Origin of the sequence: Lacisediminihabitans sp. (assembly GCF_043726815.1) — a bacterium.
Taxonomy (GTDB): domain Bacteria; phylum Actinomycetota; class Actinomycetes; order Actinomycetales; family Microbacteriaceae; genus Lacisediminihabitans.
This window is the reverse complement of sequence record NZ_JAYSJZ010000017.1, coordinates 15720-34929: the sequence shown is the minus strand read 5'-3', so window position 1 is coordinate 34929 and position 19210 is coordinate 15720. Positions and strand designations below refer to the sequence as shown.

16 protein-coding genes are annotated in these 19210 nt (G+C 68.9%); 9 read left to right on the top strand and 7 right to left on the bottom strand.

Features of this window, described 5'->3' with window-relative positions; translation table 11 throughout:
* The 5 genes from ACHZD8_RS01770 to ACHZD8_RS01750 all read right to left on the bottom strand — a co-directional run.
* On the bottom strand, positions 1-1092 hold a 1092-nt coding region (locus ACHZD8_RS01770; protein WP_394768397.1), incomplete at its 3' end, for a class I tRNA ligase family protein.
* Between the two features lie 91 nt (positions 1093-1183).
* The gene (locus ACHZD8_RS01765) at positions 1184-2779 is read right to left on the bottom strand and encodes a dipeptide ABC transporter ATP-binding protein (protein WP_394768396.1); all 1596 of its coding nucleotides are present in this window, start codon (positions 2777-2779) and stop codon (positions 1184-1186) included.
* A complete protein-coding gene (locus ACHZD8_RS01760; protein ID WP_394768395.1) occupies positions 2776-3573 on the bottom strand; it encodes an ABC transporter permease in 798 nt (265 codons plus the stop codon). Before ACHZD8_RS01760 ends, ACHZD8_RS01765 begins: the two co-directional genes overlap by 4 nt.
* Complete coding sequence (locus ACHZD8_RS01755) at positions 3570-4559, bottom strand: ABC transporter permease (protein ID WP_394768394.1); 990 nt, start codon at positions 4557-4559, stop codon at positions 3570-3572. The genes ACHZD8_RS01760 and ACHZD8_RS01755 overlap by 4 nt, the downstream gene beginning before the upstream one ends.
* Positions 4544-6175 carry an ABC transporter substrate-binding protein gene (locus ACHZD8_RS01750; protein ID WP_394768393.1) on the bottom strand — a complete coding sequence of 544 codons (1632 nt, stop codon included), beginning with the start codon at positions 6173-6175 and terminating at the stop codon, positions 4544-4546. Before ACHZD8_RS01750 ends, ACHZD8_RS01755 begins: the two co-directional genes overlap by 16 nt.
* Positions 6176-6241: 66 nt before the next feature.
* Here ACHZD8_RS01750 and ACHZD8_RS01745 point away from each other — a divergent pair, with 66 nt between their 5' ends.
* Positions 6242-6856, top strand: coding sequence for a TetR/AcrR family transcriptional regulator (locus tag ACHZD8_RS01745; protein WP_394768392.1), 615 nt, complete (start codon positions 6242-6244; stop codon positions 6854-6856).
* Here ACHZD8_RS01745 and ACHZD8_RS01740 read toward each other — a convergent pair.
* Positions 6853-7575: a FadR/GntR family transcriptional regulator gene (locus tag ACHZD8_RS01740; protein ID WP_394768391.1), complete on the bottom strand. Its 723-nt coding sequence runs from the start codon at positions 7573-7575 to the stop codon at positions 6853-6855. The two genes, ACHZD8_RS01745 and ACHZD8_RS01740, sit on opposite strands and share 4 nt — an antisense overlap.
* Before the next feature lie 190 nt (positions 7576-7765).
* Here ACHZD8_RS01740 and ACHZD8_RS01735 point away from each other — a divergent pair, with 190 nt between their 5' ends.
* The 4 genes from ACHZD8_RS01735 (at position 7766) to ACHZD8_RS01720 (ending at position 12233) form a co-directional block, all read left to right on the top strand.
* Positions 7766-8989, top strand: a complete 1224-nt coding sequence (locus ACHZD8_RS01735) for an aminotransferase class V-fold PLP-dependent enzyme (RefSeq protein WP_394768390.1) — start codon at positions 7766-7768, stop codon at positions 8987-8989.
* An 82-nt stretch (positions 8990-9071) separates the two neighbouring features.
* Entirely contained in the window at positions 9072-10373 is a 1302-nt protein-coding gene (locus tag ACHZD8_RS01730) for an ABC transporter substrate-binding protein (protein WP_394768389.1), read from the top strand.
* 31 nt (positions 10374-10404) lie between these two features.
* Positions 10405-11400, top strand: coding sequence for a carbohydrate ABC transporter permease (locus ACHZD8_RS01725; RefSeq protein WP_394768388.1), 996 nt, complete (start codon positions 10405-10407; stop codon positions 11398-11400).
* Positions 11397-12233, top strand: a complete 837-nt coding sequence (locus ACHZD8_RS01720) for a carbohydrate ABC transporter permease (RefSeq protein ID WP_394768387.1) — start codon at positions 11397-11399, stop codon at positions 12231-12233. The genes ACHZD8_RS01725 and ACHZD8_RS01720 overlap by 4 nt, the downstream gene beginning before the upstream one ends.
* Before the next feature lie 6 nt (positions 12234-12239).
* Here the strand turns inward: ACHZD8_RS01720 and ACHZD8_RS01715 are convergent, their stop codons facing one another.
* Positions 12240-13193: a cation diffusion facilitator family transporter gene (locus ACHZD8_RS01715; RefSeq protein ID WP_394768386.1), complete on the bottom strand. Its 954-nt coding sequence runs from the start codon at positions 13191-13193 to the stop codon at positions 12240-12242.
* A 357-nt stretch (positions 13194-13550) separates the two neighbouring features.
* On the opposite strand from ACHZD8_RS01715, the gene ileS reads away from it, so the two are divergent.
* Genes ileS through ndk form a run of 4 tightly spaced genes read left to right on the top strand, consistent with a single transcriptional unit; the run spans position 13551 to position 19114 of the window.
* A complete protein-coding gene (gene ileS, locus ACHZD8_RS01710) occupies positions 13551-16868 on the top strand; it encodes an isoleucine--tRNA ligase (protein WP_394768385.1) in 3318 nt (1105 codons plus the stop codon).
* Positions 16861-18252 (top strand): bifunctional folylpolyglutamate synthase/dihydrofolate synthase, encoded by a 1392-nt coding sequence (locus ACHZD8_RS01705; protein ID WP_394768384.1) that lies wholly within the window; start codon positions 16861-16863, stop codon positions 18250-18252. Before ileS ends, ACHZD8_RS01705 begins: the two co-directional genes overlap by 8 nt.
* The gene (locus tag ACHZD8_RS01700) at positions 18249-18698 is read left to right on the top strand and encodes a DUF4233 domain-containing protein (RefSeq protein ID WP_394768383.1); all 450 of its coding nucleotides are present in this window, start codon (positions 18249-18251) and stop codon (positions 18696-18698) included. The genes ACHZD8_RS01705 and ACHZD8_RS01700 overlap by 4 nt, the downstream gene beginning before the upstream one ends.
* Entirely contained in the window at positions 18695-19114 is a 420-nt protein-coding gene (ndk, locus tag ACHZD8_RS01695) for a nucleoside-diphosphate kinase (protein ID WP_394768382.1), read from the top strand. The genes ACHZD8_RS01700 and ndk overlap by 4 nt, the downstream gene beginning before the upstream one ends.
* The last annotated feature ends 96 nt before the right edge of the window (positions 19115-19210 follow it).

Genomic DNA, 19210 nt, shown 5'->3' with positions numbered 1-19210 from the left:
GCTCTTCGCCTTGGCGCTGAAGACCGTCTTGCCGGCGAGCTCGGCGTAGGCCGCGAGCGGAGCCTCGCCAATGATCGCCTCGGGCGCATCCGCCACGATTCGGCCGTCACGACCGATGATCGTGCGGTTCGGGAGGTCGAGTTCGCGCCACCAGACGACGTCGGTGACATCGCCGAAGGTGCAGATCATGGCGATGCCTGATCCCTTGTCCTTCTGGGCGAGGTGGTGGGCCAGCACCGGCACCTCCACGCCGAAGAGGGGAGTCGTGACCGTGGTGCCGAAGAGGTGCTGGTAGCGCTCGTCGTCCGGGTGGGCGACGAGGGCGACGCAGGCCGGGAGCAGCTCCGGTCGCGTGGTCTCGATGTGCACGTCGCCGTCTGCTCCGTGGAAGGCCAGTCGGTGGTAGGCCGCCGGCTGTTCCTTGTCCTCGAGCTCCGCCTGCGCCACCGCCGTGCGGAAGGTGACGTCCCACAGGGTGGGCGCATCCGCCTGGTAGGCCTCGCCGCGGGCGAGGTTGCGCAGGAAGGCGCGCTGGGCCGCGGTCTGGGCCTCGTCGCCGATGGTGCGGTAACTCTGGGTCCAGTCGACGCTGAGGCCCATCGTGCGCCAGACGTCCTCGAACTGCTTCTCGTCCTCGGCGGTGAGGCGTTCGCAGAGCTCGATGAAGTTGCGGCGGGAGAGCGGCAGCTGGTCGGCGGCCTTGGACGACGAATTGTCGCCGCCCTCGAGCGGCGGCACGAAGCTCGGGTCGTAGGGCAGCGACGGGTCGCAGCGTACGCCGTAGTAGTTCTGCACGCGACGCTCGGTGGGCAGTCCGTTGTCGTCCCAGCCCATCGGGTAGAAGACGCTCTTGCCGCGCATCCGTTCGAACCGGGCGATCAGGTCCATGTGGGTGTAGCTGAAGACGTGCCCGATGTGCAGGCTGCCCGAGGCGGTCGGCGGGGGAGTGTCGATGCTGAACACGGTGCCGCGGGTGGCCGCCTCCCGGTCGAACCGGTAGGTCTGCTCCTGCTCCCAGCGCTGATCCCACTTCGCCTCGAGGCCCTCGAGGGCCGGCTTGTCTGGGATGGGCGAGGCAGAGATGTCGGCCACGGGGTGCTCCGGTTCTGTATGTGCGGCACCGAGTCAGTGAAGAGGTGCCTGAATGGGGGGATCGTTGTCGATTCTACAGGCCGTGCCTATCTCAGCCGAGGCGCGGAGCCGAGTCGATCAGAGAGCGCGTGTAGTCATGCTGCGGCTTGGAGAACACCGACTCGGTGGGGCCGGCCTCGAGCACCCGGCCGTGCCGCATCACGAGCAGGTCGTCGCTCATGTGGCGCACCACGCCGAGGTCGTGGGTGATAAAGAGATAGCTCAGGCCGAGCGAGCGCTGCAGGTCGTCGAGCAGGTCGAGAACCTGGGCCTGAACCGACACGTCGAGGCTCGACACCGGTTCGTCGCAGACGAGGATCTGCGGCCTCGGCGCGATCGCCCGCGCGATCGCCACCCGCTGCTGCTGGCCGCCCGAGAGCAGTCGCGGGCGGCGGGAGACGAGAGACGCGGGGAGGCCGACCGACTCCATCAGCTCCACGACCTCCGGGGTGGCCCGTCGCGACCGGCCGCCGGTCAGCCCGTCCGCGAGGATCTCGCCGACGGTGAGCCGCGGGTCGAACGAGCTGAGGGCGTCCTGGTAGATCGCGCCGATGTTCGGCCGGCGCTCGCGCCGCTGCGACTCGGTCAGCGTGCTCCACGGCCGGCCGGCGAGGCGAACCTCTCCGGCATCCGGCCGTTCGAGGGCGAGCACCAGGCGGGCCACGGTGGTCTTGCCCGATCCGGACTCGCCGACGATCCCGAGCGTCTTGCCTCGCTCGAGGGCGAACCCCACGCCGTCGACGGCCACGCGCGAGCCGAATTCGCGCCGGAGGCCGGTGGCGGAGAGCACCACGTCGTGGTCCACGCTCGCCCGGTCGCTCTGCGCCGGGGTGATCGGCGGCGCGGGGACCCGCGGCGAGACGGTGAGCCGCTCGAAGCGCGGGCGGTCCGTCGGCACCGCCGCGATCAGCCGGCGGGTGTACGGGTGCCGGGGCTCGGCGAGCACGCGCTCCGTCGGTCCGCCCTCCACCACCCGCCCCTCGGACATGACCACGAGGTACGAGGCCAGCCGGCTCACGACGGCGAGGTCGTGGCTGATCAGCAGGATGGCCGTGCCGGCGTCGCGGAGGCTCTCGAGCAGGTCGAGGATGCCGGCCTGCACCGTCGTGTCGAGCGCCGTGGTCGGCTCGTCCGCGATGAGCAGCCGGGGCCGCAGCGCGAGGGCCGAGGCGATCAACGCCCGCTGGCGAAGCCCGCCGGAGAGTTCGTCCGGTCGCTGGGCCGCTCGCTCGGCCGCCTCGGGAACGCCGGCCTCGGCGAGCAGTTCGATGGCGCGCTCGCGGCGCTGGACGGCGCCGAGCGTGGTGTGGATGCGCAGCGAGTCCGCGATCTCCCGCCCGACCGGCCGCAGCGGGTCGAGGGCCACGAGGGCGCCCTGCGACACGAATCCGATCTCCCGCCCGCGCATCCGGCGCAGGAGTGCGCGCGAGGCCGAGCGGAGGTCCGTGCCGTGCACGCGCAACTCCGCCGCGCTCACCGATCCGCCGGTGAGACCCAGCAGCGCCCTCGCGGTCACGCTCTTGCCGGAGCCGGATTCGCCGACGAGGGCGACGCACTGCCCGGCCTCGATGTCGAAGTCCACCCCGGAGACGACCGTCGTGCCGCCGAAGGCCACGGCGAGATCGCGCACGGAGACGAGGGCGGTCATCGCAGCCGGGTCCTCTCCTGGAGTCCGCGCCCGAGCAGGGTGGTGCCCACCGCCGCCAGCACGATGAAGAGGCCGGGGAAGAAGGTCATCCACCAGAAGGAGCCGAGATAGGTGCGGCCGGCGGACAGCATGGCGCCCCACTCGGCGGCCGGCGGCACCGCCCCGAGGCCGAGGTAGCTGAGCGACGACGCCCAGACAATCGACTGGCCGATGCCGAGCGTCACGAGCACGAAGAGGGACCCGGCCACGTTCGGCAGGAGGTGACGCAGCAGGCGATGGGTCGGACTCCGGCCGAGCACGAGGGCCGCCTCGAGGTAGGGCGCCCGCCGCACCACCAGCACCTGGCTGCGGATGATGCGCGCATACCCCGGCGCGGTCGCGAGCCCGACGGCGATCGTGGAGGTGACCACGCCGGGACCGTAGATCACGATGAAGAGCAGCGCGAGCAGCAGGCCGGGAAACGCGAACAGCACCTCGAGAAACCGGGTGGTGCCGAAGTCGAGCCAGCGCGGCCCGAGCCCGGAGAGCAGCCCGAGCACGAGGGCGAGCCCCACGCCGATCGCCGTCGCCGACAGTCCGATGGTGAGCGAGGCGGCCGTGCCGTGGATGATTCGCGTGAAGATGTCCCGGCCGGACTCGTCGGTTCCGAACGGGTGGGCGAACGAGGGCGCCCGGAAGCTGTCGAGGGGGTGGATGGCGAGGGGATCGCCGGGCGCGATGATGCCGGGAAACAGCGCGGCGAAGACCAGGAAGGCCAGCACGGCGGCGGCGACGATCACGGCGGGCCTCCTCATGAGCGCCCCCGATGCCGTGTCGCCGCGCGGAGGCGCGGGTCGACGAGCCTGTCGGCGAGATCCGTGAGGGTCGTGACGAGCATGTAGCCGGCCTCCACGACGAGCACGACCCCGATCACCAGCGGTACGTCCCGCAGTTGAACGGCGGAGAGCAGGCTCCGCCCGATCCCCGGGCGGGCGAAGATCGTCTCCACGACCACCGCGCCGCTGATCAGGGCGCCGAACGCCCAGCCGGCGAGGCCGATGGCGGGGATCGCCGCGTGCCGCAGCGCGTGCCGCCAGAACACGCCGGCCTCGCTCTCGCCCCGGGCGCGGGCCGCGAGCACGAAAGGCGAGCCGAGGGCGTCGAGCAGGGACTCGCGCATCACCTGGCCGAGGAATCCGGCCAGCGGGATGGCGAGGGTGAGCACGGGAAGCACGAGGCCGGCCGGCCCCGGCACGCTCACCGGGGGCAGCCAGCCGAGGGTCGTGGAGAAGAGCAGGATGAGCGAGATCGCGAGCCAGAAGTGCGGCACCGCCGCCGACACGACCTCGAGAACCCACGTCACGGCCGAGGCCAAGCGGCCGCCCCTGGTCGAGACGGCCGCGAGGGCGAGGGCGATGACGGCGGCGGTGAGCAGGGAGAGCAGCGCGAGCAGCAGGGTGCCGCCGAGATTCTGCCCGATCACCGTGGTCACCGGCTCGCGCAGCGAGTACGACCGGCCGAGGTCCCCGGCGCCCAGCCGACCGAGGTAGTGCAGGTACTGCAGGGGGAGGGGCAGGTCGAGCCCGTAATCGGCGCGCACCCGGGCGAGGGCGGCGGCGCTGGCCTGCGAGCCCGGGCCGCCGAGCACCGCCTCGGCCGGGTCGCCGGGGATCAGCCGGATCGCGAAGAAGGTGACCGTGGCGACGGCCCAGAGCACGAAGACCACGCCCCCGAGCCGCGCGAGCAGCCAGGGGAGTGGCCCGCGCCGAACCGGGGGTGCTGCGGCTACCGGGAGAGCCACGCGTCGTACATCGTGGGCGTTGACACCGTCGGCATCGCGCGCAGCCCGCTCACGACCGTGCGCTGCAGGAAGTGGTTCTGCTGGTCGTAGAGCGGGAGGATGTAGAAGCCGCCAAGCACGATCTCCTGCGCCTTCTTGTAGAGGCTCGCGCGCTCGGCCTGGTCAGAGGTCTGCGCCGCCTTCTCGAGCAGCGCGTCGAGGGCGGGGCCCTTCACCTGGGAGTGGTTGGCGAAGTAGCCGCTCGGCGCCGGGATGGTGCCGGCACTGTCGAAGAGGATGCGCAGAACATCCGGTCCCACCTTCGTGTACGGGGCGCTCACCAGGTTGTACTGGTTCTTGCCCAGGGCGCCGTACCAGCTGGAGAGGTCGAGCGGGTGGAGGTTCACCTTGAAGCCGGCCTGCTTGCTGGTGGCCTGCAGCTGTTCGAAGAGCGACTGCTCGGCGGGGATCGACTGGTTGGTGCTCACCGGGAAGTCCAGCTCGAGCACCCTGCCGTTCTTCGTGCGGTAGCCGTCCGCGTTCTTCGTGCCCCAGCCGGCCGCGTCGAGCAGCGTGGCCGCCGCCTTCTGGTCGTAGCCGAACAGCTTCGGCTCCGAGACGCCGAGCTTCTCGACGCTCGAGAGCGCGGAGTACGAGCGCGTGGCGGTGCCGAAGAACAGGCTCGTGACGGCGTCGTTCACGTTCGCCGAGCGGATGAACGCCTCCCGCACCCTCGCGTCGTCGAACGGCGCGATGCTCGAGTTCAGTTCGAGGCGATTGGAGGCCCCGGGGCGCGGCGCGTCGAGGGCGACGAGGTCCTTGCTCTTCTTCGCGGCCACGAGGGTGTCCGGCTGCACGTTGTCGATCACGTCGACGGTTCCCGCGGTCAGGGCCGCGTAGCGCGACGCGGAGTCGGGCAGGAAGCGCCAGTCGATCGCCTTGAGGTAGGCCTTGCCGGTGTGCGCGGCGTCCGCCGGCGGCGACGTGTATGCCTCGTTGCGCACGAGCGAGATCGACTGCTGGTGGGTCCACTTCGTCACGACGAACGGTCCGGTGCCCACCGGGGATTCGCAGTTGACCGCCTGGCTGCGCTTCAGCGCGGTGGGGGATTCGATCGCGAGCCAGGGCTGCGAGAGGGAGTCGAGCAGCGCGCTGTCCGGGCTGCTCAGGGTGATGCGGGCGGTGTGCTTGTCGACGGCGGTGACTCCCGTCACCTTCTGCAGCGCGAGGTACCCGGTGGACGATGCGGTCGCCGGGTCCTGGAGGTGGGCGACGTTCGCGGCCACGGCATCCGCCTCGAATGGCGTGCCATCGGTGAACTTCACGCCGGTGCGCAGCGTGAAGTCCCAGCTCAGGCCGTCGGCGGACTCGGTCCACTTGGTGGCGAGCCAGGGGATGATGTCCCCGGCCTTGTTCTTGGAGACGAGGGACTCGAGATACTGGGTGGCCACGAGCGCCTGCGGGTAGTTGCCGCCCACGTGCGGGTCGAGGCAGGTGGGCTCGGCGTCCCCGGTGGCGTAGACGAGGGTGCCGCCGGCGACCGGCTTGCCGCCGGACGCACCGGGGGAGGTGGTGCTGCAGCCCGCCACGAGGAGAGCGACGGAGGCGATGACGAGGAGGGGGACGAAGCGTTTCACGGACGGGCTCTCTGCTGAACGACTATTATTGGACTCAGTACAGTATTGCACCGCCCGGAGGTGGACATGGATTCCCGCAACACGGTCGGCCGCCCGCGCACGACGTCGCGCCTGATGCTCGAGGATGCCGCCGCGGAGCTGTTCCTGGAGAACACCTACGCCCTCACCACGATCGAGCAGATCGCCCAGCGCGCCGGCGTCAGCCGCAACACCTTCTTCAACTACTTCGGCGCGAAGAGCGACCTGCTCTGGGTGGAGCTCGACGCAGGGATTGACCGCCTCGCCGAGGAGCTCAAGTCCGTGCCGCCCGGCGTTCCGGCTCTCGCCGCGGTGCGCGATGCCGCGCTGCGGGTGGTCGCCGACATCGGGGTCGACCGCGTGCCGCTGGCCCTCACCCAGGACGATGTGATGGGGACCAGGGAGGAGACCCGGTCATCCGGTCTCGTGCGCCTGGCCCGCCGCTCGGACGTGATCGCCTCGTTCCTGGCCCGGCAGCTCTCGCGGCCGGCCGACGACCTTCTCGTGCTCAGCGCGGCGAACGCGATCTCGGGCGCCCTCTCCGCGGCCTGGACCGTGTGGGCGCGGGACGGCATTGGTCGCGGCCCCCTGGCCGACTACATCTCCTCGGCCCTCGAGATCGTCTCGTCCGGGCTCGAGCTCGCGCTGCCCGGGCCCCCCTAGCCTGGGCCGCCCTGGCCGCCCGGGCGCTGAGTCAGTGGCTCCAGCTCGAGCTGGAAGTGCCGTAACCAGGATTCCGTCAGGGCCACGTGGGCCGCGGCCGCGGTGGATGCGGCGGTCGGGTCATGAGCGATGATCGCGCTCGCGATCGCCCGGTGCCCCCGGTCGCTGATGTCTTTGAGCTCGGGGCCCTGCGGGAGGTTGAACACCTGGTAGGCGCGGGACCGGGACCGGAAGACATCGAGGAGGGCAACGAGGGTCGGATTGCCCGCGGTCTGCGCGATGGTCTGGTGGAACTCGGCGTCGAGGGCGGATGCCGTCGCCGGGTCGTCTGTGGCCTCCATCTCGTCGATGAGCCGCTGCAGCTCGAGTGCCGTCTCCGGCGTGACGCGGGCCGCCGCCTGCACCGCGGCGTGCGTCTCGAGCACCCGGCGCAGCTCGTACATGTCGAGGAGGCCGGACAGCGGGAGCAGGTCGACGGTGAGCGCGAGAACCCCGACGAGGTCGGCGGCCCTCAGCGCGGAGACGTAAGTGCCGGACCCGTGGCGCGACTCGATCACCCCGAGGGCGGCGAGCATCCGCACCGCCTCACGCAGCGAGCCGCGGGAGACCCCGAGCTCCTCGCAGAGCTCGGCCTCGGCCGGAAACTTCTGCCCGGCGGCGAGGCGCCCGGAGGCGATCATCTGCCGCAGCCCGTGGAACGCGTCGTCGACTGCCGACATCACTCGCCTCTCTCTCGCCCACGCCCAGAGTAGCGGTCAGACCGATTGCGCACTTTCGCTCAAGATGTTTGATCACTTGCGCCGATTTGCTCGATTTTACCTGACTGTAACAGTAGATTCACCAAAGTCATATGATGACTTACTAGGGTGAGTGCAACGACGCACCACGACAGGACGGAACACCACCGGGATGACCGAAACGACGACGGCGATCGCCCCCTCCCCGCTGCTGCTCGGGGACGGCAACCTCGCCCGCACCGCCTGGACGCTCTCGCCCGACATCCTGCACGTGAATCACGGCTCGTTCGGAGCCGTGCCGCTCGTGGCGCAGCAGGAGCAGAACCTGCTGAGATCCGAGATGGAGGCCGCCCCGGTCATCTGGTTCCCTAAACTCCCCGCGATGGTCGCCTCTACCCGCGAGGCCATCGCCGCCTTTCTCCGAGCGGATGCCGGGGACCTCGCGCTTGTCCCGAACGCGAGCGCAGGCGCCAGCGTCGTCTACTCGAGCCTTCCGGTGACGCCGGGGCTGGAGATCGTGGTCACCGACCACGGGTACGGCGCCGTGACCATGGGTGCCGAGCGACTCGCCCGCCGCTGGGACGGCACGGTGCGAACCGCGCGGGTTCCGCTCGACGCCACGCCCGAGGAGGCGCATGACGCGATCGTCGCCGAACTCGGCGACAAGACGGGTCTCATCGTCGTGGACCAGATCACGTCGGCCACGGCTCGTTTCCTGCCGGTGGACACGGTGGCCGCGGTCGCCAGGGAGCGGGGCATCGCCATGCTGGTGGATGCCGCGCACGTTCCCGGCCTCGTCGCCGATCCTCTCGCCGGCCTCGACTGCGACTTCTGGGTCGGCAATCTCCACAAGTTCGGCTGTGCGCCCCGCGGGACGGCGGCGCTCATCGCCCGCGGGCCGTTGCGCGACGAGCTCTACCCGCTCATCGACTCGTGGGGAGCCCCGCAGCGCTTCCCGGAGCGCTTCGACACCCAGGGCACGGTCGACGCGACCGCCTATCTCGCCGCTCCGACGGCTCTCGACTTCATCGGATCGACCTGGGGATGGGACGCCACGCGCCGCTACCTGACCGAACTGGCCGACTATGCGGAGGCCACGATCGCCGCCGCGTTCACGGGCCTCACGGGGGAGGACCACCGCGTGCATCCCGGGGCGCAGGTGAATGCCCTGCGACTCGTTCGGCTGCCGACGGGGCTTGGCACATCGCACGCCGAGGCGGACGCCCTGCGGGATCGAGTCGCCTCGGAGCTCGGCATCGAGGCGGCATTCACGAGCTTCGCGGGGGTCGGATACTTCCGCCTCTCCACTCACGTCTACAACACCCCGGCGGACTTCGAGGAGTTCGCCGACCGCTGCGTGCCCGCCCTCGTCGCCCTGGCCGCGCGGGGCGAATGACCGTGACCACCGCTCCGTTCGGCAGTCTTCGCCCACGAAGATCTGCCGAAGTTACCAACCCCGCTCAAGGAATGAGGAAACAGTGAAGAAGAGACTAGTTCTGTCGCTCGTGGGGATCGGCCTCGCGGCCACCCTCGCGCTCTCCGGATGCTCCGCGCCGGCCGAGAGCGGGGGAAAGGTGACCCTGCAGATGGTGGAGAGCCTCACCAACCCGGTGAGGACCAAGGTGCTCAAGGGGCTCATCGCCGACTTCGAGAAGGCGAACCCGAAGATCAGCGTCGATCTCATCTCCCCACCCACGGACCAGGCCGACCAGAAGATCCAGCAGATGCTCCAGTCGGGGAGCGGCGTGGATGTGGTGGAGGTTCGCGACATCACCGTCGGGCCGTTCTCCACCAACGGCTGGCTCTCCGACATGAGCAGCCAGCTCAAGGGCTGGAAGGGTTGGGGCGACCTCACCGAGAACGCCGTCAAGTACGCGAAGAACGCCAAGGGCAAGACCTACTACGTGCCATACGGCTTCTACGGTCTCAGCCTCTTCTACCGCACGGACCTCGTGAAGGCGGCGGGCTTCGATGGCCCTCCCGCCTCCTGGAGCGACCTGCTTCACCAGGCGACCGCCCTGCAGAATCCGGCCAAGAACCAGTTCGGCTACGCCTTCCGCGGGGGCACGAACGCCAACTCCAATGTCGTGGTGGCGATCGAGGCCTATGTGGCCAAGAAGCTGGACCACGACAACGCCTTCAAGCTCACCAATGGCAAGACGATCTTCTCGGCCCCGGAGGCGGCGGACGCGTTGAAGACCTACTTCACCCTGTTCAGCAAGGCGTCGCCGCCGTCATCGGTGGCCTGGGGCTACCCCGAGATGGTGCAGGGATTCTCGAGCGGGTCGACGGCGTTCCTGCTGCAGGACCCCGAGGTGATCGCCACCGTCGGTGAGTCGGACGCCATCACACCGGCCCAATGGAGCACCGCACCGCTGCTCGCCGGCCCGTCCGGCATCGCCGTGCAGCCGATGGCGACGGCCGGCTGGGGCACGGCGGCCAAGAGCACCCACAAGGCGGAGGCGGCCAAGCTCATCGAGTTCCTCTCCGAGGGCAAGGCGTCGACGACCTTCAGCCAGAAGAACAGCCTGGTCCCCATCCTGAAGAGCGCCGCGGACAGCCCGTTCTACAAGACCGGAGCCTGGGCGAGCTACCTCACGATGACCGAGCACCCGGACAAGTACGTCTCGGTGGTGCAGCCGCGCGACTCCGCCTGGTGGACGGAGTGGATCCAGAAGTCGGACTCCGAGGTGCAGAAGGTGCTCATCGGGCAGATGACCCAGAAGGAGCTGCTCGCGAGCTGGGACGCCTACTGGACGGACAAGTGGAAGCAGAAATGAGCCCGTTGCTGAAGCGAAACGGCCGCAGACCGTGACGAAGCTCGACAACGCGACGAAGGGGCGCCCGTCGGTCACGACGGGTGCCCCGGGCCCCGCCGTGGCAGTCGGATCCGCCGAGCCGCGGTCGATCCGTCGACGGCGCGCGTTCACGGTGCGCCGCGGTGCCACCATGGCGGCCTTCATGGCCCCGGCCGTGTTCTTCGTGGCCGTCTTCATCTACTACCCGATGGTGTCCGGCAGCCAGATGGCGTTCCGCAACTGGAACCTCAACAACCTCACCGACACGGCGTTCGTGGGCCTCAAGAACTTCCAGACGATCTTCGCCGACCCCACCTTCTACACCGTGCTCGGCAACACCGTCGTGTGGGTCGTCGCCTCGATCGTGCCGCAATTCGTCATCGGTTTCGCGATCGCCCTGTTCCTGCGGCGCAAGTTTCCGTTCCGCGGGCTCTACCAGGCGCTGATCTTCTTCCCGTGGGCGATCTCGGGATTCCTGATCGGAATCCTGTTCCGCTGGATGTTCAACAGCGAGTTCGGCGTGATCAACGACCTACTGAGCAAGGCCGGAATCATCCACAGCCCCATCCCGTGGCTCGCCGACCCGAAGACGGCGATGGTCGCGGTGATCATCGCCAACGTCTGGTACGGCGTGACCTTCTTTGCCATCATCATCCTCGCGGCCCTGCAATCGGTTCCCGACGAGATGCTCGAAGCGGCCGCCCTGGACGGCGCGGGCAAGGCGCGCACCCTGTTCCAGGTGATCGTGCCGTACATCCGGATCACCCTCTCGCTCACCGTGCTGCTGCGGGTGATCTGGATCTTCAACTTCCCGGACATCATCTACGGCATGACGGGCGGGGGACCGGCCAACCAGACCCACATCGTCACCACCTGGATGATCGCCACGACCCAGAGAGGGGACTATGGCCAGGCCTCGGCGCTCGGTCTCATCGTCGTCGGTCTGCTCGTGCTGTTCTCGATCTTCTTCCTCACCGCCAGCCGCGAAAAGAAGGGCGACCTCTCATGATCACCAGGGAGACCCCACTCGCCAGGGCCATCAGGATCGCCTTCCTCGCGCTCTGGCTGGTCATCACCCTCTTTCCGCTGTATTGGATAGCGGTGACCTCCTTCAAGTCGCCCGGTTCGGTCTTCAGCTACCCCCTCACCTACTGGCCGAAGGTCTTCTCGCTCGAGAACTACGCCGGCCTGTTCGCCAAGTCGCAGTTCGGCGTCTATGTTGCGAACAGCCTCGTGGTCTCGATCTCGGCCGCGCTGGTTGCGACCCTCATCTCGTTGTTGTCCGCCTATGTGCTCGCGCGTTTCGAGTTCCGCAGCAAGGGCGCCCTGCTCATGGGGTTCCTGGTGACCCAGATGATCCCGTCCTTCATCGCCCTCGGGCCGCTCTATCTCATGTTCACGAGCCTCGGCCTCGTCGACAACAGGTTTGGCCTGACGCTGATCTACATCGCGGTGTGCATCCCGTTCTGCACCGTAATGTTGCGGGGATTCTTCGCGAACGTGCCGGACGCCCTCGAGGAGGCCGCGATGATCGACGGCTGCTCCCGGGTCGGCGCCCTCTTCCGGGTGTTGGTGCCGGTGATGAAACCGGGGATCGTCGCGGCGTTCATCTTCAACTTCGTCAACTGCTGGAACGAGCTGTTCCTGTCGGTGACCCTCATCAACAGCGACGGCAAGAAGACGATCCCCACCGCCCTCAACGGGTTCATCAGCAGCTACAACATCGACTGGGGGTCGATGTCGGCGGCTGCCGTCCTTACCATCGTGCCGACGATGGTGCTGTTCGCCTTCGCCAGCCGATACATCGTGCAGGGCCTCACCGCCGGGGCGGTAAAGGGCTGAGGCGGCCTACGGGAGCTCGGCGTTCAGGGACGCCTCATCCGGCGTCGAGAGCGAGAGCAGGGCCTCCTGGATGTGCTCGTTCGCGGTGAGCCTCCGTTCGATCCGGCGAAGCGAGTACGCGACGTGGGTCTCCGTGTCGTCACCCACGATGTCCACCGAGGCGACGAGGAATACCCTCCCCGGGCCGGTGAACTCCAGGTGCAGGTACGTGACCCGGTCGATCTCCGGCTGGTCGAGAAGACGGCGCAGCACCTCGTTGTGCAGCCGGGCATCCGGCATCTCACCGATGAGGAACCGGCGGTTGCGGTCGATGAGCACGATCGCCACCACGCCGAGGAGCACGCCGACCAGGATCGACCCGATCGAGTCGAACGCCGCGAGGCCGGTCAGTTGGTGCAGCAGGATGCCCACGAACGCGATCGAGAGTCCGACGAGCGCCGCGGCATCCTCCGCGAACACGGCGCGCAGTGTGGCATTCGAACTGGTGAGGGCGTAGACCCCGGTGCTGGTGCCGCGGTTGATGCCGCCGCGCCTGGCCTGGCGGAAGGCCTGCGCGAACGAGAACCCCTCGAGCAGGAACGAGACGGCGAGGACGAGGTAGGCGACGCCGAAGTTGGTGGCGTTCTCCGGCTGGATCAGCTGCTGGATGCCGTGGCTGATCGAGACGATGGACCCCGCGGTGAAGATGCCGAAGGCCGCGATCAGCGACCAGACGTAGGCCTCCCGCCCGTAGCCGAGGGGGTGCGACGCGTCGCGCGTCTTGGTGGATCGCCGGTCGGCGACGAGGAGGAAGATCTCGTTGCCGAAGTCCGCCCAGGAGTGCGCCGTCTCGGCGACCATGGAGGCGGATCCGGTGAGAACGGACGCCACGGTCTTGGCGATCGCAACCAGCAGGTTCGAGCCGAGGGCGATCAGCACGGTGAGGGATCCGCCGGCGACGGTGGGGGTGGCCTCGGTCATCGCCTCAGTCTCGCAGGTCGCCACGATCTGTCTCGCGTCGGTTTTTTGCCCCACCGCTGAATCGGGCTGCACAGACCACCCTCCTGCTCGGGCTCGCCGTGATCGCATTCCTCGTGAGTCGGCGTCGCGCGAGCCGCTAGGATTGAGGCACAGACTGAGATCCGGCCATCACCGGGGAGTCCTCGGAAGAACGGCGAACACCCCTCACGGGGCGGGCGGCAAGTAGAGCCGAGCGGGCGAGCCCGTCACAGCCGTAACGAGCGGTCGGAGCAATCCGGCAAGCGAGGTGGTACCGCGTCAGTCGCACCCGAGAGTGCGCCCGGCGTCCTCGTCCAGACAGCAATGACCTGGAGAGACATGACCTACCCCAAGAGCTCGCCCGACGCCCAACCCGCCGAACCGTTGCGCCCGAGCCCGAACTTTCCAGCCATCGAGCACGAGGTTCTCGAGTTCTGGAAGCGCGACGGCACGTTCCAGGCCTCCATCGACCAGCGCGAAGGCGCCGAGGAGTGGGTGTTCTACGACGGACCGCCCTTCGCGAACGGGCTGCCGCACTACGGCCACCTGCTCACCGGCTACGCGAAGGACCTGTTCCCGCGCTACCAGACCATGCGCGGCAAGCAGGTGCACCGCCGGTTCGGCTGGGACACCCATGGGCTGCCGGCGGAGCTCGAGGCTATGCGCCAGCTCGGCATCACCGAGAAGCACCAGATCGAGGAGATGGGAATCGCCACCTTCAACGCGAAGGCGCGCGAGTCCGTGCTCGAGTACACCCGCGAGTGGGAGGACTACGTCACCCGCCAGGCGCGCTGGGTCGACTTCGAGAACGACTACAAGACTCTCGATGTCACCTTCATGGAGTCGGTGATCTGGGCGTTCAAGCAGCTCTACGACAAGGGACTCGCCTACGAGGGGTTCCGGGTGCTGCCGTACTGCTGGCACGACGAGACGCCGCTCTCCAACCACGAGCTGCGCATGGACGACGACGTCTATCGGATGCGGCAGGACCAGTCGGTGACCGTCACCTTCCCGCTCGACGGCGCGAAGGCCGAGAGCCTGCGCCTCACCGGGGTGAAGGCCCTCGCCTGGACGACGACGCCGTGGACCCTGCCCACCAACCTCGCCCTCGCCGTCGGCCCGGACATCCGCTACGCGGTCGTGTCCAGCGGACCACTTGGCGCCTCAGACGGCTCGGCCGAGGGGGTCTCCGAGTTCCTCCTGGCCGCCGACACCGTGGCCACCTACGCGAAGGACCTCGGCTACGGCTCGCCCGAGGCCGCCGTCACCGCGATCGACCGCACGATCCTCGGCGCGGAGCTCGCCGGTGTCACCTACGACCGACTGTGGGACTACTACGCCGACGAGGAGGCCTGGGGCACCGGCAACGCCTGGCAGATCCTCGTCGCCGACTACGTCGCCACCGGCGAGGGCACCGGGATCGTGCACCAGGCTCCCGCCTACGGTGAGGACGACCAGGTCACCTGCGCCGCCGCCGGCATCCCGGTGATCATCTCCGTCGACGACGGGGGAAAGTTCCTGTCGATCGTCACGGATGTGGCCGGACTGCACGTCTTCGATGCGAACAAGCCGCTCGTGCAGAAGCTGCGGGCCGACGGGCGCCTGCTCCGTGTCGCGAGCTACGAGCACAGCTACCCGCACTGCTGGCGCTGCAAGAACCCGCTCATCTACAAGGCGGTGTCGAGCTGGTTCATCCGCGTCACCGAGATCCGCGACCGCATGGTCGAGCTCAACCAGGAGATCAACTGGGTGCCGGACAACGTGAAGGACGGCCAGTTCGGCAAGTGGATCGCCAACGCCCGCGACTGGTCGATCTCCCGCAACCGGTACTGGGGATCGCCGATCCCGATCTGGAAGAGCGACGACCCGGAGTACCCGCGCATCGACGTCTACGGTTCGCTCGACGAACTCGAGGCCGACTTCGGCGTGCGGCCGGACGACCTGCACCGCCCATACATCGACGCGCTCACCCGCCCCAACCCCGACGATCCGACCGGCAGGTCGACGATGCGCCGCATCGAGGACGTGCTCGACGTGTGGTTCGACTCCGGGTCGATGCCCTTCGCCCAGGTGCACTACCCGTTCGAGAACGGGGAGTTCTTCGAGGAGCACAATCCGGCCGACTTCATCGTGGAGTACATCGGCCAGACCCGCGGCTGGTTCTACATGCTGCACGTGCTGTCGACCGCGCTCTTCGACCGTCCGGCGTTCAAGAACGTGATCGTGCACGGAATCGTGCTGGGCAGCGACGGGCAGAAGATGTCCAAGTCGCTGCGCAACTACCCGGATGTCTCGGAGGTCTTCGACCGGGACGGCGCGGATGCGATGCGCTGGTTCCTCATGGCGTCGTCGGTGATCCGCGGCGGCAACCTCATCGTCACGGAGGAGGGCATCCGCGAGGGCGTGCGCCAGCTCATGCTGCCGCTCTGGAACAGCTACTACTTCTTCAGCCTGTACGCCAACGCCGCCGACTACACCGCCGAGTGGCGCACCGACTCCACGGACGTGCTCGACCGCTATCTGCTCGCCAAGACGCGCGAGCTCGTGTTCGACGTGACCACCCACCTCGACAACCTCGACAGCCCGCTGGCCGCGCTCGCCCTGCGCGACTTCGGCGACGTGCTCACCAACTGGTACGTGCGCCGCAGTCGTGACCGCTTCTGGTCGGGGGACACCTCCACCGCGGAGGGACGGGACGCGTTCGACACGCTCTTCACCGTGCTGGAGACGCTCACCCGGCTCGCGGCCCCCCTGCTGCCGCTCGTCAGCGAGCGCGTCTGGAAGGGTCTCACCGGCGAACGCAGCGTGCACCTCACCGACTGGCCGGACGCGGAGCGCTTCCCGCTCGACCACGAACTCGTCGCGGCGATGGACCGGGTGCGTGAGATCGCGTCCTCCGGCCTCGGCCTGCGCAAGGCCACGGGGCTCCGGGTGCGCCTGCCGCTCGCCGAGCTCACCGTGGTGGCCGACAACGTGGGCTCCCTGGCCGGCTTCTCCGACATCCTGCGTGACGAACTCAACGTCAAGGCCGTCGTGCTGCGCGAGCTCGAGGAGGGCAGCCTCGCCGACTTCGGCATCACCCGCAGGCTCACCGTGAATGCCCGGGCCGCCGGTCCACGCATCGGCAAGGCCGTGCAGGCCGTGATCCAGGCGGCCCGGTCCGGCGACTGGTCGCCGAGCGGCGATGGAGTGCTCGTGGGCGGCATCGAGTTGGTCGCCGGCGAGTTCGAGCTCGAGCTGCAGGCGGCGCACGAGGCCCAGGCCATCACCTTCCTGCCCGGCGGCGGCTTCGTGCTGCTCGACACCGAGACCACCTGGGAGCTCGAGGCGGAGGGCCTCGCCCGGGACATCATCCGTGCGGTGCAGGACACCCGCAAGGCCGCGGGACTCGCCGTGAGCGACCGGATCGACCTCGCCCTCTACCTCGCCTCGGGCTCCGAGCGCTCGGGAGTCGAGCCGTTCGAAGACACGATCGCCCGGGAGACTCTCGCCCTCGCGATTGAGGTCCGTTCGACGGACGGCGAGAATGTTGAGACGTATGCCGCGCAACACGGCACACCCGGCGCCTTCCGGGCGCTCGTGCCGGCGGGCCAATACGCGAACAGCGGCGACATTCTCGTCCAAGTCACCATCCACGGAGCAGGTACAGATGTCTAAGAACCACGACGCGCACGACCCGGAACTCAGCGACGATGCGCTCTATCAGAACGACGCGGACCAGGTCTACCGCGAACTCCTCGACCGGGTCGGGGAGGCGAACCCGCAGCCGCGGCTCGCGGCGACCAGACGGGTGGTCGAGCTGCTCGGCGACCCCCAGCGCGCGTACCCGATCATCCACATCACCGGCACGAACGGCAAGACCTCCACGAGCCGGCTCACCGAGAGCATCCTGCGGGCGTACGGGCTGCGCACCGGGCTCCTCACCAGCCCGCACCTCGTGCGGGTGAACGAGCGCATCGTGGTGGACGGCGACCCCATCTCCAACGAGGCGTTCGTCGCCAACTACCACGACATCCGGCCGTATCTGCTCATGGTGGACGCGGAGCTCGAGGCGGCGGGGGAGCTTCCGCTCACCTTCTTCGAGGCCTTCACTGCCCTGGCCTACGCGAGCTTCGCCGACGCCCCGGTGGATGTCGCGGTGATCGAGGTCGGACTCGGCGGCGAGTGGGACTCCACCAACGTCGGCGACGGCGTGGTGGCCGTGTTCACCCCGATCTCCCTCGACCACACCGCCCGGCTCGGCAACACCGTGGCGCAGATCGCGGCCACCAAGTCTGGCATCATCAAGCCGGCGGCCGCCGTCGTGACCTCCACCCAGCAGCCGACGGCTCTCGCCGAGCTCGAACGCGCAGCCGAACTCACCGAGTCGAGCCTCGCCGTGCAGGGCAAGGCCTTCGAGCTGCTCGGCACGACCGTGGCGGTCGGCGGGCAGGTGCTCTCCGTGCGCGGGCTCGCCGGCACCTACAACGACCTCTTCCTGCCACTCTTCGGTGACCACCAGGCCCAGAACGCCGCGGTCGCGATCGCGGCCGTCGAGTCGTTCCTCGGCGGCGGCGAGCAGGCGCTCGTCGGCGACGTTCTCGCCGAGGGCCTCGCGACGGCGGCCTCGCCCGGCCGGCTCCAGGTGATCGGTGTGGAGCCGACCGTGATCATCGACGCCGCCCACAACCCGGATGGCGCCGAGTCGCTCACCAAGGCCATCTCCAGCTACTTCACCTTCGACGAGGTGGGCGTCGTGCTCGGTGTGCTCGCCGACAAGGATGCGCGGGGCATCGTCTCCGCGCTGGTCCCGATCACCACGCGGTTCTTCGTCACCGCGTCGAGCTCCGACCGCGCGGTGCCGGTGGACGACCTCACGCCGATCGTGTTCGACCTCGCCGGCGAGGCGGCCACCGACTCGTTCGACTCCGCCCAGGACGCGATCGATGCCGCGCGCGAGTGGGCCGCGCAGGAGCCGCGCCGCGGCGTCGTGATCACCGGATCCATCACCCTGATCGGCGAGGCGATCACGCTCGCCGAACAGGACGGCTGGAAGCGGTGACCGCGCAGCCGGCTCCCGGCCGAGCACGCCGGGAGCGCTCGGCCACCGAGTCGCTGCTCTCGATCGTGCTGCTGCTCGAGGCGGTGCTGGTGTTCTTCATCGCCCTCACCGCGTTCGGCCTGCGCGTGCTGCCGGCCGCCGCCGCCTTCGGTGGGGGAGCGGCACTGCTCGTGGCACTGCTGGTGGTGGGGCGGCTCGTTCGCTACCGCTGGGGAGTCTGGCTCGGCTGGCTGGCCCAGGCCGTGCTTCTCGCCACCGGTTTCCTGCTGCCCCTCATGTGGTTCATCGGCGCGGTGTTCGCCGCCCTCTGGATCTACTGCGCCATCACCGGCCGTCGCCTCGACCGCCGCAATGCCCTGTACCGACCTGCCGCCGACCGAACGTCCCCTACCCCCACCGAAACCACCGCAACGCCGGACATCACCGGCACTGAGGAGTCACCATGACCACCGTTGAAGAAACTCTCGTCCTCGTGAAGCCGGACGGCGTCTCCCGCAACCTCACCGGCGAGATCCTGCGCCGCATCGAGGCCAAGGGCTACCAGCTCGTCGACGTGAAGCTCGTCGAGGCCGACCGCGAACTGCTCGCCAAGCACTACGAGGAGCACGTCGGCAAGCCGTTCTACGAGCCCCTCGTCGAGTTCATGGAGAGCGGGCCCGTCGTGGCCCTGCGCATCGCGGGCGACCGCGTGATCGAGGGCTTCCGCTCGCTCGCCGGCACGACCGACCCCACCACGGCGGCGCCCGGCACCATCCGCGGCGACCTGGGCCGGGACTGGGGCCTCAAGGTGCAGCAGAACCTGGTGCACGGCTCGGACTCGCCGGAGTCTGCCGCGCGCGAGCTCGGCCTCTGGTTCGACTGAACCCTCCCTGACAAAGCAGAACTGACAAAGCAGAACACTCGTCCGTCAGTAAGTGCTCGCTGGGGTGGCCCAGCCAGCACTTACTGACGGTTGAGT

Coding starts and splice junctions, on each gene's coding strand:
- ACHZD8_RS01760 (WP_394768395.1), bottom strand. CDS start 3,573: ATGAGGAGGCCCGCCGTGATCGTCGCCGCCGCCGTGCTGGCCTTCCTG.
- ACHZD8_RS01740 (WP_394768391.1), bottom strand. CDS start 7,575: ATGTCGGCAGTCGACGACGCGTTCCACGGGCTGCGGCAGATGATCGCC.
- ACHZD8_RS01735 (WP_394768390.1), top strand. CDS start 7,766: ATGACCGAAACGACGACGGCGATCGCCCCCTCCCCGCTGCTGCTCGGG.
- ACHZD8_RS01705 (WP_394768384.1), top strand. CDS start 16,861: ATGTCTAAGAACCACGACGCGCACGACCCGGAACTCAGCGACGATGCG.
- ACHZD8_RS01720 (WP_394768387.1), top strand. CDS start 11,397: ATGATCACCAGGGAGACCCCACTCGCCAGGGCCATCAGGATCGCCTTC.
- ACHZD8_RS01715 (WP_394768386.1), bottom strand. CDS start 13,193: ATGACCGAGGCCACCCCCACCGTCGCCGGCGGATCCCTCACCGTGCTG.
- ndk (WP_394768382.1), top strand. CDS start 18,695: ATGACCACCGTTGAAGAAACTCTCGTCCTCGTGAAGCCGGACGGCGTC.
- ACHZD8_RS01745 (WP_394768392.1), top strand. CDS start 6,242: ATGGATTCCCGCAACACGGTCGGCCGCCCGCGCACGACGTCGCGCCTG.
- ileS (WP_394768385.1), top strand. CDS start 13,551: ATGACCTACCCCAAGAGCTCGCCCGACGCCCAACCCGCCGAACCGTTG.
- ACHZD8_RS01765 (WP_394768396.1), bottom strand. CDS start 2,779: ATGACCGCCCTCGTCTCCGTGCGCGATCTCGCCGTGGCCTTCGGCGGC.